Consider the following 12936-nt stretch of genomic DNA (forward strand, 5'->3'; position numbering starts at 1 on the left):
CCGAAGGCAGGACCGCGCGAGCCGATGGGAGAGAGGCCGGCATGAAAGACTTTTCCGGTAAGACCGCCGTCATCACCGGCGCCGGAAGCGGCATTGGCGCGGCGCTCGCCGAGCTCGCCGCTGAAGAGGGCATGAACCTGGTCCTGGCCGACATCAACCGCGCCGATCTCGATACCGTCGGCGCGCGCCTCTTGGCGAATGCGGTGCTCCTTCAGCAAACCGACGTCGCGGATCCGGCAGCGGTTCAGGCGTTGGCGGATGCTGCCTGGGATCGCTTCGGCCGCGTCGATCTGCTGTGCAACAACGCCGGCGTCGTGCCTGGCGGGCGACACCGCCCGGTCTGGGATTACGCGCCCGAAGACTGGCGCTGGGCGTTCGGCGTCAACGTCGATGGGGTGGTCAATGGCATCCGCAGCTTCGTGCCGCGCATGCTGGCCGATGGGCGGCCGGGCCATATCCTCAACACCGCCTCCGTGGCCGGGTTCGTGAGCGGATCGGGTTCGGCGGTATATGGCGCGTCGAAACATGCCATGGTCCGCGTCACCGAGGCGCTCTACGCTGGCTTGCGCGACGAAGGCGCGCCGATCGGCGTGACGATGCTTTGCCCCGGCTTGGTCGCCACCCGCATCTACGATGCCGAGCGCTCCCGCCCGGATCATCTTCAAACCGCGCGCGGCCGGCCGGAAGAAGCGCGCGAACTGCGCGAGATCGCCGATACGCTGTATCGCAACGCGCCGTCACCCGAGGCGGTAGCCGCGCAGGCGTTCGACGGCATTCGGGAAGACCGCCTGTACGTCTTCACGACGACTCGCTTCGACGAACCGATCCGCGCGCGTGCGGAGGCGATCCTCTCCCGCACCAACCCGACGTTCGAGAGCCTGCTGTCGCTCAGCAAGAACGACGCCGGCGTGGTCGAGGAGAAGGCATGAGCCGCTTGAGCGATCGTGTCGCACTGGTCACGGGCGCGGCCTCGGGCATCGGCCTCGCCACCGTGCGGCGTTTCGCGTCGGAAGGCGCGACCGTTCTGCTTGCCGATCGCGACGTGGAGAAATTGGGAGTGGCGCTCGCGCATCTCGGCGGTGCGCCGCACGAGGCGATCCCGCTCGACGTCACCGACGAAGCAGGCTGGATCGCGCTGGCGGACCGTGTCCGACAGCGCTTCGGCAAGCTCGATGTCCTCGTCAACAATGCCGGCTTCGGCAAGTTCGCGACGATCGCCGAGACCACGCTCGACCAGTGGCGGGCGATCCTCACGGTCAATCTCGACAGCGTGTTCCTCGGCACCAAGCACATGATGCCGCTGCTCGCCGCCTCCGGCCACGGCGCGATCGTCAATATGTCGTCGATCCGCGGCATCGTCGCCGGCACCGGCACGGGCTCGTACTGCGCCGCCAAAGGTGGTGTGCGGATGTTCACCAAAGTCACCGCGCTCGAATGCGCGGAAGCCGGCAACGGCGTGCGCGCGAACTCGATCCATCCGGGACACATCGCGACGCCGCTTTCCGCACCCGCATACGCCGATCCCGAGATCGCGAAGAAACTGCTCGCGGATGTGCCGCTGGGGCGGGTTGGGCAGGCAGACGAGATCGCCGACGCGATCCTTTTTCTGGCGAGCGACGAATCGCGCTACATGACCGGCGGCGAGCTCGTCGTCGATGGGGGAACGACTGCGCAATGACCGAACGCGCCCAGCAGATCGCCGCGAGAGTGGAAGTCTTCGTTCGCGAGACCGTGATCCCGTACGAGGCGGATGACCGGCGCGGCGGTCATGGCCCGGCGGACGCGCTGGTGCGCGAACTGCGCGACAAAGCGCGCGCAGCAGGCGTGTTGACGCCGCACATCCTGCCAGATGGCTCGCACCTCACGCAGCGCGAGACGGCGATCGTGCTGCGCCGGTCCGGGCTCTCGCCGCTGGGGCCGCTCGCCTGCAACACCGCCGCGCCGGACGAAGGCAATATGTACCTGCTCGGCAAGGTCGCCAGCGCCGAGCAGAAGGTGCGCTTCCTCGATCCGCTGGTTGCCGGCACGGTGCGCTCGGCCTTTTTCATGACCGAACCCGCCGAGGATGGCGGCGCCGGCTCCGACCCATCGATGATGCAGACGACCTGCCGGCTCGACGGCAACCATTGGGTGATAAACGGGCGCAAGAAATTCATCACCGGCGCGGAGGGTGCCAGCGTCGGCATCGTCATGGCCAAATCGGACGATGGCGCCTGCATGTTCCTCGTCGATCTGCCCGACCCCGCGATCCGCACGGCGCGCGTGATCGATACGATCGACAGCTCGATGCCGGGTGGCCACGCCGAGATCGACATCGTCGACCTGCGCGTGCCCGCCGACCAGATGCTCGGCGCGAGCGGCGAAGGCTTCAAATATGCGCAAATCCGGCTCAGCCCGGCGCGGCTGTCGCATTGCATGCGCTGGCTGGGATTGGCGACGCGCGCGCAGGAGATCGCGTGCGGCTACGCCAACCGCCGCCACGCATTCGGCAAGCCGCTCATCGATCATGAAGGTGTCGGGTTCATGCTCGCCGACAACCTGATCGACCTTCAGCAAGCCGAGCTTATGATCGACTGGTGCGCGGGCGTGCTCGATACCGGATCGCTCGGCACCGCCGAAAGCTCGATGGCCAAAGTCGCGGTGTCGGAAGCGCTGTTCCGGGTGGCCGATCGCTGCGTGCAGGTGATGGGCGGGACCGGCGTGTCGGGCGACACGATCGTCGAGCAAGCCTTCCGCGAGATTCGCGCCTTCCGCATCTACGATGGGCCGAGCGAGGTCCATCGCTGGAGCCTCGCCAAGAAGATCAAACGCGATTGGAAAGCGGCGCAAGCATGAGCACGACCATCCGCGTGCGGTCGATAGGCTATGGTCTCGCCGTGCAGGCCGCCTGCCTCGCCGCCACGCCCATCCACGCGCAGCAGAACAATTTCGCCGCACCCGAAGCGCCGCGTTCAATGCGCGATTATGGTGATGACCTGCTGCCGAAGGACGAGAAAAGCCGGGACGAGGTGCTCAGGTCGGCGGCGTTCGATGCGACGATCTACGGCATGTCCGCCTATCTGCAATATGAGCAGATGTACCGGCAGGTGTTCGACCGCACCGCGCCGAACTTCACCGGTTTCAACCGCTTCGCGCATGAACGCACCTTGGCCGGTCCGGATTACGCGACGTTCAAGGTGCCCAATTCGGACACACTATATTCGACTGCCTGGATCGATCTTTCCAAGGGCCCGGTCGAGATCACGATCCCGGCCACCAGCCTGAAGTATTTCACGCTCAACATCTTCGACATCTTCGGGAACCCGAGCAACCTCAGCAACCGCACGATCGGGTTCAAAGGCGGGCGCTCCCTGCTGGTGCCGCCGGGCTGGCACGGCTCGCCACCACCCGGCACCACCGTTTACCGCGCCGCCACCGTGCAGCTCTGGATTTTGATGCGCGTGTTCGCGCAGACCGACAAGGAGGTCGCCTACGCCCGCCAGTTCCAGGACAGCGTAAAGATAACGCCGCCCGCTGCCTCGGCGATGCAGGCCAGCCCCGCTGCCGTACCGCCCGCGCCGGCACCGGGGGCGGCGGCTTTCATGCAGGTTCTCGATTATATCCTGCGCACCGATGGCTGCCAGCCAGGCGAGGACGCTTTGGTGTCGCGCTTCCGCCCGCTCGGCGTGCTCGGCGATCGTCCGGCCGATCCAGCGGCGCTCGACGCGACATCGCGCGCCGCGATCGAAAAGGGTTACGAAAACGCGGTCGCGGTCATCGCAGCCTCGAAATCGCAGCTCGGCGTCTCGACCGGGACCGGCTGGATGAAGGTGAACAAGGGCGAATACGGGTTCAATTATCTCCGCCGCTCCGTCACCAACACCGCCGGCCTAGGCGCGAACGTTCGGGAGGAGAACGCTTCTTACACGACCTTCGTCGACGCAAGCGGCAAGCCCCTGAACGGCGCGACGGCGCATTACACGCTACGCCTGCGAACGCCGCCGCCAGTCAACGCCTTCTGGTCGGTCACGCTGTACGACGCCAAATCATTCGCGCTCCACGCCAACCCGATCAACCGCTATCTGGTGAGCGACCGCACACCGGGGCTGAAGGTCGCGGCGGATGGGTCGGTGACGATCCAGATCCAGCATGAGCCGAGCAGGCGCGACACCTGGCTGCCTGCGCCGGCCGGGCCGTTCTTCATCGTCTTACGCGCCTATAGCCCGAAACCCGCGATGCTCGGTGGGGGGTGGCTGCCCCCTGCCATTCAGGCCGATACGGCTCGATGACCGCCGCCCCGCCCCGCTCCAACCCCATCGAAAGGCGCCAGCCTTGACCGCCTCCGCGATCGCCAACATCGGCACCACGCCGGTACGTGCGGGTTATGCCCTCGACGCGCACGCGCTCGACACATGGATGCGCGAGACTGTCGAGGGCTATGCCGGTCCGCTAACGATCGAGCAGTTCAAGGGCGGCCAGTCCAACCCGACCTACCGGCTCGTGACCGCTGCCAAAAGCTATGTGCTGCGCAAACAGCCGCCGGGCCAATTGCTCAAGGGCGCGCACGCGGTCGATCGCGAAGCCCGCGTCATCGGCGGCCTCGCCGAGGCAGGCTTTCCGGTTGCGAAACTATGCGGCGTCTGCACCGATCCGACGGTGCTCGGCACGATCTTCTACGTCATGGACATGGTCGAGGGCCGCATCTTCTGGGATGCCACGCTGCCCGGTATCCCTGCCGCCGAACGCGCCGCGCTGTACGACGCCATGAACGCGACGATCGCGCAGCTTCATAGCATCGACTATCAAAGCGTCGGCCTGGGCGACTATGGCCGGCCCGGCAATTATTTCGCGCGACAGATCGGGCGCTGGTCGAAGCAATATCTGGGCGACACGGAAGCAGGCCGCGACGCCAACATGGACCGGCTCGTCGAATGGCTGCCCACCAACATTCCGGCGAACGACGAGACCCGCATCGTCCATGGCGACTTCCGCATCGACAATATGATCTTCCATCCCAGCGAGCCACGCGTGCTGGCGGTGCTTGATTGGGAATTGTCGACGCTGGGGCATCCCGGCGCCGACTTCGCCTATCATGCGATGATGTACCGGATGCCACCGCACATCGTGGCGGGGCTCGCGGGCGCCGATGTCGCCGCGCTCGGCATTCCTAGCGAACACGACTATCTTGCCGCCTATAATCATCGCCGCGGGCAAGCGGCCATGCCGGGGTATGATTTCTACATGGCATTCAATTTCTTCCGTCTCGCCGCCATTTTCCACGGCATCAAGGGGCGCGTTCTCCGCGGCAACGCGACCTCGCATGAGGCGAGAGAGCGGGTAGCGGTCTTGCCCGAACTGATGGCGCTCGCCTGGGCACAAGCGCAGCGGGCACGTGCGAAATGACCGCGCCCGCGATCACGTTCAAACTGGCCGATGGTGTCGCCTGGCTGACGCTTGCGCGGCCGGACCGGCGCAATGCGATCGGGCCGGAGATCGCCCGCGCGCTCCACGAGGCGGCGGATCTATGCGCTGACGATCCCGCGATACGGTGCGTCGTGCTGACCGGAAGCGGCCGCTTCTTCTCGGTCGGCGGCGACATCGATGTTTTCTCGGAAGCCGGCGGCGATGTCGAGGCGATCGTGCTCGATCTGGCGCACAGCTTCCATGCCGGTGTTCACCGCCTCGCGACGATGGACAAGCCGCTCGTCACCGCGATCAACGGCCCCGCCGCCGGCGCCGGCCTCAGCCTCGCGATCCTCGGCGACATCGCGATCGCCGCCGCGTCCGCGCATTTCACCTCGGCGTATAGCGCGATCGGCCTCACCCCGGACGGTGGTGCGTCCTGGTGGCTGCCCCGGCTGGTCGGGCTTCGCCGCGCGCAGGAGATCGTGCTGACCAACCGGCGCATCGATGCATCGGAGGCCGCCGCCATCGGACTCATCACGCGCGTGACACCCGACGAAGATCTCATCGCAGCCGTGCGTGAGGTTGCCATGGCACTCGCGAGCGGCCCCACCCGCGCGATCGGCCGGTGCCGACGTCTGCTCCTCGCCTCCGCCACGAGCGATCTCGCGACTCAGCTCGAAGCCGAGGCCAATTCGATCGCCGCCACCGCTGGCGGCTCGGAAGGTCGGGAGGGCGTGAAAGCGTTCCTCGCCAAACGTCCCGCGGATTTCCCGAAAACGTGATGGCGGCCCGCGCGTGAGGCCGACGACCCTGAATTATCCGGTCAATCCGGACTATGGCGACGGTGCCTGCTGTCGGCGTATCACCGTGGACGTCGCGGACGGTCAGGTCACGGCGTATCTCACCGATACTTTCCACGAAATGCGGTGCACCGTGAACCACGATGGTGAGATCATCACCGCGATCAGCGGCGAAACCATCAGGATACCGACTTCGGCCTGCCCCGGCGCCGTCGGGCAACTTCGCATGTTCGTGGGCCTTCCGATCGCAACGCCAACACGCGAATTCTACCGAGGCACGCTCGCGGCGCGACACTGTACCCATCTCCTCGATCTCGCCGTGATCGCGGTCCGCCAGTGCGGTCGGCCGTACGGCACCACCCGGTATGACGCCGAGGTTCCGGACGAGACATCAGGCGAGACCACCATGGAGATCCGCCGAAACGGCGAGCAAGTGCACCGGTGGCTGGTGCGCGACGGTCGCATCGCCGCGCCGGCCGCGCTGCGAGGGCGCACGTTGGAGAGAGGTTTCGCCGCCTGGGCGAGCGAAATTTTCGACGCGGATGATTTCGAGGCCGCGACGATCCTCGCGCGCACCTGGCTCATCGCCATCGGCCGACGCTACCGTGTCGCCGACGCGGCGGGCCAACCCGCCTCGATGAACCCGCAGATGTTCGGCCGGTGCTACGCCTATAGCATGCCCAACATCACGACCGCCGTCTTCACCGGCGAGCCGGAGAGAAACGTCCCGCCGCGAATTTGATCAACACAGGCCGACCGGCGTTCCAGGTCCGCGACACCATCACCATCGACGCGCGGGGAAGCTGGCTTCGACCGAAGTCTCAAGGTCCGCAGCGGAACTGCCGATGGCGAAACGGTAGGTGCCCGCCGCCATATCCCATCGCCCGGATTTCCAAGTGGCGAGCAGGCGCGGGTCGATCGGAACTTCAAGAACGCGCCGTTCGCCGGGCTTCAGCGTCACCTTCGCAAAACCGACGAGACGGGTCGTATCGCCAGCCGGGGTACCCGTGAGATAGACCTGCCCGACTTCGGCGCCGCTGCGCTTGCCGATATTGGTCACCGCAAAGCGCGCCACCGGCGCTGTACCCGGCACGACGTTCAGCGCGCCATGTTCGAAGCGCGTGTAGCTGAGGCCGAACCCGAACGGGAACAGCGGCACGGCACGGCGCTTCGCGAACCAGCGATAGCCGACATCGGAGCCTTCCACGTTATAGTTGATGTCGAGCGTCTGCCCCGGCTTGCCATACCCGAGGAAGTTCGGTTCGATCGTGTCGCTGCCCGGCAGCTTGGGACGCGGAAGCTGATCGACGGATGCCGGGAACGTGACCGGCAGCCGCCCCGACGGGTTCGCGTCGCCGAACAGGATCGCTGCGATCGCCTCGCCGCCCCGCGCGCCGGGATACCACGCCTCCAGCACCGCAGCGGTCTTATCAAGCCACGGCATCAAGACCTGGCTGCCGGTTTCGAGCACGACGATCGTGTTGGGATTGGCCTCGGCGACGGCGGTGATGAGTGCATCCTGGCCGTCCGGCAGCGAGAGATCGGGCGCGTCGAGGCCTTCGGTCATCCACTGGGTCGCGAAAACGATCGCGACATCGGCCTTCTTCGCCGCCGCGACCGCGTCGGCGATGTAGCGGCCGTTTCGGAACACGACCTCCGCCTTGGGCGCGCGCGCCACGATAGCCCCCAGCGGTGACGAGCGTTGATAGGATTGGGCGAGCACCGCCGCGAACGGCCCGCCGACCGTGGGGATCGCCACGACGGGGCCGCCGACGCCCTGCACCTGCGAGGAGCCGCCGCCCGAAAGCACACCGCTGTCCGCATACCCACCGATCACGGCGATCCGCTGCGCCTTCGCGGTCAGCGGCAGGACATCGCGATTGCGGAGCAGGACAATGCCCTGCTCGGCGACATCCTGCGCCACCCGTGCATTCGCGGCGAAGTCGATCGAGGCCTTCGCTGGCGGATATCTGTCGATGCCGACCGCGTACATCGACCGCAGGATGCGGCGGTTCATGTCGGTGAGGCGCGCGCCATAGCGTTTGTCGCGGCGGGCCGCGGCGGCGAGGTCATCGCCGAAATAGAGCTTGTCGTCGAGTTGCGCGCCGGATTGCTGGTCGAGCCCCTTAAGTGCAAAGTCGAGCCCGTGGACGGCGCCCCAGTCCGACATTACGAACCCCTTATAGCCCCAGTCGTGCTTGAGCACGCCGTTCAGCAGCGTGTCGTTCCCGCAGGCCGAGGCGCCGTTGACGCGATTGTACGCGCACATCACCGCGCCCGGATTGCCGCGCTCGATCGCTATCTCGAACGCCAGCAGATCGCTCATCCGAAGCGCCGAAGCGCCAATCACGGCGTTGTGAAACTGGCGTCCGGTCTCGACTGCGTTGATGGCGAAGTGCTTCACGGTCGAGATCACATGCCGCGACTGAATACCCGCGATCGCGGCCCCGCCCAGCAAACCGGAGTGCAGCGGGTCTTCGCCAAGATATTCGAAGTTGCGGCCGCCACGCGGATCGCGGACGAGGTTGATGCCGCCAGCGAGCAGAACGTTGAACCCCTTCGCGCCCGCCTCGCCGGCGATCGTCTCGCCACCGCGCCGGAGGAGATCCTGGTTCCAGGTCGCGCCCATCGCAAGCCCCGAAGGCAGCGCGGTCGCACCGTCACCCCGCAGGCCGCCGACATACGAGACGCCGAGGCTGGCGTCGGTTTCGGTGAGGGCTGGTACCCCGAGCCGGGGGATGCCTTCGACATAGCCCGCCCCGAGCAGCAGGCCCTCGGGGAGCTTCGTGGCGCCGTAGGGAATCGCCATGATGCCGTGGGTGATCGTGACACGTTCGGCGTCGGTCATCTGCCGCTCGACCGCGGCTGCGCGCGCATCGGGATCGTTCGGGCTGTTCGCCTGCCCGTTGGACACGGCGGGTATCGAAAGTGCGCTGCCCATCGCCAACCCCAGATAGCGCCGAATCCTACCCGCTCGAACCATTGCTGCTCTCCCCGATTATCGTCCGTCCCGTATCGCCGATATGGTTCGATTATAAAAATAGAGGATTTGTATATATCCATCAGCCCAGGCTATTGATGCGCGAGGAGATGGATCATGCGCCGCACACCGAGCCTGTCGAGCCTTCGTCTGTTCATGCAGGTCGCCATTACCCGGAGCTTCAGCGAGACGGCGCGCCTCGCCAATCTGTCTCAACCCGCGCTCAGCCGGACGATCAAGCTGCTCGAAGAGGAACTCGGCGTTCGCCTGTTCGACCGCAATTCCCGCAACGTCGCGCTGACGCCGGCGGGCGCAGCCTTGCTCCCAACCGTCGAGCGTCTCGCCGGGGATTTCGACTTGGCCTTCGAGGAGCTGCAGCAGACGTTCGCCGGGCAGCGCGGACGTGTGATCGTCGGCGCGCTGCCGTCCGCTGCCGCCCATTTTCTGCCCGCGATCATCGCCGAGTTCCGCCAGACTCACCCGCAGGTCGAGATCATCCTTCGCGACAATCTCTCCGGCGCCTTGTACCAGCAGATGCTCGACCGGCTGATCGACTTCGCGATCACGACTCCGCCCGGGTCCGGCGACGGCTTTCGTTTCGATCCGGTCATGGATGACGAATGCGTGCTGGTCTGCCGGCGGCAGGACGCCGACGATATCCCCACGCCAGTCGATTGGACGATTTTTTCGAGCCGGCCCTTCATCGCGATGGAGCCGCGCAGCAGCGTGAGGTTGCTGACCGATGCGGCCTTCGCCAAGACCGACCTGCTCGTTCGTCCGCTGTACGAATGCTCGCAACTGGCCACCGTTGGCGGTCTCGTCTCCGCCGGCCTCGGCATCACATTGTTGCCGCTCTCGACCTTGCCGATGCTGGGTGTCGGCGGGGATGTCGCGTGGCGGCGGATGGCGCCGCCGCGCGTCTCGCGCGAGATCGGTATCGCCTGTCTGGAAAACCGCACGATGTCACCCGCCGCGGAGGCGTTTCTCGGGACCGTGATGGCAGGTCTGCAATCGATATTAAAAACTGATTGCTCCATCAGATAAGTCGAATTGCTGGATAGATCATCCGTCGGCATCATGGGGCAGAGATCAACTGACAGAACGGGGGGAGAAGGGATGCTCGCGCTCATAGCCGCCGCGACGATCATGGCGCTGCTCGCCGCGATCCTGTCGAATCGCGTGTCGCCGCTCGCGGCGCTTATCCTCATCCCGATCGCGGGAGCGATCGCGGCGGGGATGGCGCCCGAAATCCCGGAGCATATCGTCGCGGGCCTCGCCAAGATCGCGCCGGTCGCGGGCATGTTCGTCTTCGCGATCCTGTTCTTCGGGATCATGACCGATGCGGGCCTGCTCGCGCCGCTGGTCGGCGCGGTGCTGCGGCTGGTCGGCGAACGACCGTCGCGGATCACGGTCGGCACCGCGCTGCTCGCGCTGCTCATCCACCTCGACGGTTCGGGCGCGGTCTGCTTCCTCATCACCATTCCCGCCCTGCGCCCGCTCTACGACAGGCTCGGCATGGACCGGCGCGTGCTGGCCTGCACCGCGTCGATGGCGGCGGGGGTGAACTTCCTGCCGTGGACCGGACCGACGCTGCGGGCGAGCGCCGCCCTGAAACTGCCCGTCACAACCATTTTCACCCCGATGATCGGCGTCCAGATCGTCGGTCTCGTCTTCGTGTTCGGCGTATCCTGGTGGCTCGGCATCCGTGAGGAACGCCGCCTCGCGATCGTGCGGCAGGCGCCCGCGTCGGCCGGCGCGGCGATGACGAGCCCCTCGCACGCGCCAAGCGATGCGGAGCGCGCGCTCCGCCGACCGGCCCTCTACCCCGTAAACGTGGCGATCACGCTGGTCGTGGTGCTGACGATGGTGACGGGACTGATGGAGCCGGTGGTCGTGTTCATGGCCGGCACTGCGCTCGCGCTCATCATCAACTATCCGTCAGCCAGCCAGCAGCGCGAGCGGATCGACGCGCACGCGCGCGCGGCGCTGATGATGGCGGGCATCCTGTTCGCCGCCGGCGCCTTCACCGGCATCATGACGGGATCGGGCATGATAAAGGCGCTGGCGCAGGCATCGGTGGCGCATGTGCCCGATGCGATCGGCCCGCGCATCCCGGTGCTGCTGGGGTTCGCCGCGATGCCGCTCAGCCTCCTGTTCGATCCCGACAGCTTCTACTTCGGCGTGCTGCCGGTGATCGCGGAGGTGGCAGGCCATTTCCACATACCCGCCGTTCAGGTCGCGCAAGCGGCGCTGTTGGGGCAGATGACGACCGGCTTCCCGGTCAGTCCACTCACCCCGGCAACGTTTCTGGTCGCCGGTCTCAGCGGCGTCGAGCTTGGCGCGCACCAGCGCTTCGCCATTCCCTGGCTGTTCGCGGCATCGGTGGTGATGACGCTGGCGGCCGTTCTCTTCGGGATATTTTCGCTATGACCGCGCGGACGATCCGCATCGGTGCGGGGGCGGGCTTCTCCGGCGACCGCATCGAGCCGGCGCTGGAACTGGTCGAGCACGGCCAACTGGATTTCCTTGCATTCGAATGCCTGGCGGAGCGGACGATCGCGCTCGCGCAGGCCGCGCGCCGGATCGATCCGGACGCCGGTTTCGATCCGCTGCTCGAAGACCGCATGCGGATGGTGCTGCCGGCGGCACACGCGCGTGGCGTGCGGATCGTCACCAATATGGGAGCGGCCAATCCGGCCGGCGCCGCGCGCCTCGTCGCACGAATCGCGCGCGATCTCGGACTGCATGGGCTTCGCGTTGCGGCGGTGAGCGGCGACGATGTGCTCGATATCGTGCGCGCCGGGGATTTCGCGCTGACCGACCGGCCCGGCACCAGCCGCGATCTCGGTGATGCGATCGTCTCGGCCAACGCCTATCTCGGCGCGGACGGCATCGTCGCCGCGCTGGCGGGCGGCGCGGACGTGGTGATAACCGGGCGTGTGGGCGATCCGGCGCTGTTCCTGGGGCCGATGATCCATGCGTTCGGCTGGGCGCGGGACGATTGGGAAAGGCTCGGGCGCGGGACTGTCGTCGGGCATCTGCTCGAATGCGCAGGCCAAGTCACCGGCGGCTATTTCGCCGATCCCGGCGTCAAGGACGTGCCGGGCCTCGCCCGGCTCGGCTTCCCCTTCGCGGACGTCGCGGCCGACGGCTCGGCGGTGCTCGGCAAGGTCGATGGCTCGGGCGGTCGCCTGTCGGTCGCGACGTGCAAGGAGCAGGCGCTTTACGAAATCCTCGATCCCGGCGCGTATCTGCAAGCCGATGTCGTCGCCGATTTCCGTACCGTTGCCTTCGATCAAGTCGCGCCGGACCGGGTCGCCGTCAGCGGTGGCGGCGGGGCACAGCAACCCGACACGCTGAAGGTTTCGATCGGTTATGGCGATGGCTTCCTGGGCGAGGGCCAGATCTCCTATGCCGGGCCGGGCGCGGTCGCGCGCGGGCGTCTCGCGCTCGACATCGTGCGCGAACGACTCGACATGACGGGCGCCCCCGTCACCGATCTGCGCTTCGAGATGATCGGTGTCGATGCGATCGACCGCACGGGGCGCGGGACCGCTCCCGAGCCCCGCGAAGTCCGCATCCGCGTCGCCGGCCGCGCCGCCACACGCGCCGGAGCCGAGCGGATCGGCGCCGAAGTTGAGGCGCTCTACACGAACGGGCCGTTTGGCGGCGGTGGCGCCGTCACCGCCGTCCGCGAAGTGCTCGCGGTGGCCTCGACGTTGATCGACCGCACGCGGATCTCGCCCACAGTCCATTACGAGGTCGCCTGAC

At 66.8% G+C, this 12936-nt stretch carries 11 protein-coding genes; 10 read left to right on the forward strand and 1 reads right to left on the reverse strand.

The genetic code is table 11. From position 1 onward, the window contains the following. The first annotated feature begins 41 nt into the window (after positions 1-41). From BLS81_RS04385 to BLS81_RS04415, 7 genes are all read left to right on the forward strand, one after another. Positions 42-929 carry an SDR family NAD(P)-dependent oxidoreductase gene (locus BLS81_RS04385; RefSeq protein ID WP_093221103.1) on the forward strand — a complete coding sequence of 296 codons (888 nt, stop codon included), beginning with the start codon at positions 42-44 and terminating at the stop codon, positions 927-929. Continuing rightward, positions 926-1678 (forward strand): SDR family NAD(P)-dependent oxidoreductase, encoded by a 753-nt coding sequence (locus BLS81_RS04390; protein WP_093221104.1) that lies wholly within the window; start codon positions 926-928, stop codon positions 1676-1678. Before BLS81_RS04385 ends, BLS81_RS04390 begins: the two co-directional genes overlap by 4 nt. Continuing rightward, positions 1675-2835 carry an acyl-CoA dehydrogenase family protein gene (locus BLS81_RS04395; RefSeq protein ID WP_093221106.1) on the forward strand — a complete coding sequence of 387 codons (1161 nt, stop codon included), beginning with the start codon at positions 1675-1677 and terminating at the stop codon, positions 2833-2835. The genes BLS81_RS04390 and BLS81_RS04395 overlap by 4 nt, the downstream gene beginning before the upstream one ends. Then, positions 2832-4268 (forward strand): DUF1254 domain-containing protein, encoded by a 1437-nt coding sequence (locus BLS81_RS04400; protein WP_093221108.1) that lies wholly within the window; start codon positions 2832-2834, stop codon positions 4266-4268. The genes BLS81_RS04395 and BLS81_RS04400 overlap by 4 nt, the downstream gene beginning before the upstream one ends. A gap of 43 nt (positions 4269-4311) precedes the next feature. Beyond that, on the forward strand, positions 4312-5382 hold the full coding sequence (locus tag BLS81_RS04405) for a phosphotransferase (protein WP_256326058.1): 1071 nt from the start codon (positions 4312-4314) through the stop codon (positions 5380-5382). Then, positions 5379-6167, forward strand: coding sequence for an enoyl-CoA hydratase/isomerase family protein (locus BLS81_RS04410; protein WP_093221109.1), 789 nt, complete (start codon positions 5379-5381; stop codon positions 6165-6167). The genes BLS81_RS04405 and BLS81_RS04410 overlap by 4 nt, the downstream gene beginning before the upstream one ends. An 85-nt stretch (positions 6168-6252) precedes the next feature. Then, a complete protein-coding gene (locus BLS81_RS04415; protein WP_256326059.1) occupies positions 6253-6927 on the forward strand; it encodes a DUF2889 domain-containing protein in 675 nt (224 codons plus the stop codon). A 39-nt stretch (positions 6928-6966) separates the two neighbouring features. On the opposite strand, the gene BLS81_RS04420 is transcribed toward BLS81_RS04415, so the two are convergent. Next, positions 6967-9126 (reverse strand): beta-glucosidase family protein, encoded by a 2160-nt coding sequence (locus BLS81_RS04420; protein ID WP_093221114.1) that lies wholly within the window; start codon positions 9124-9126, stop codon positions 6967-6969. A gap of 156 nt (positions 9127-9282) precedes the next feature. Between BLS81_RS04420 and BLS81_RS04425 the strand changes: the two genes are divergently transcribed. The 3 genes from BLS81_RS04425 (at position 9283) to BLS81_RS04435 (ending at position 12935) form a co-directional block, all read left to right on the forward strand. Next, positions 9283-10209 (forward strand): LysR family transcriptional regulator, encoded by a 927-nt coding sequence (locus tag BLS81_RS04425; protein ID WP_093221116.1) that lies wholly within the window; start codon positions 9283-9285, stop codon positions 10207-10209. A gap of 72 nt (positions 10210-10281) precedes the next feature. Continuing rightward, positions 10282-11595, forward strand: coding sequence for a CitMHS family transporter (locus tag BLS81_RS04430; RefSeq protein ID WP_093221118.1), 1314 nt, complete (start codon positions 10282-10284; stop codon positions 11593-11595). Continuing rightward, positions 11592-12935, forward strand: a complete 1344-nt coding sequence (locus BLS81_RS04435) for an acyclic terpene utilization AtuA family protein (protein ID WP_093221121.1) — start codon at positions 11592-11594, stop codon at positions 12933-12935. The genes BLS81_RS04430 and BLS81_RS04435 overlap by 4 nt, the downstream gene beginning before the upstream one ends. Position 12936 lies beyond the last annotated feature (1 nt).

Source organism: Sphingomonas sp. NFR15 (genome assembly GCF_900103265.1).
In the GTDB taxonomy this organism is placed as follows: Bacteria; Pseudomonadota; Alphaproteobacteria; order Sphingomonadales; family Sphingomonadaceae; genus Sphingomonas; species Sphingomonas pollutisoli.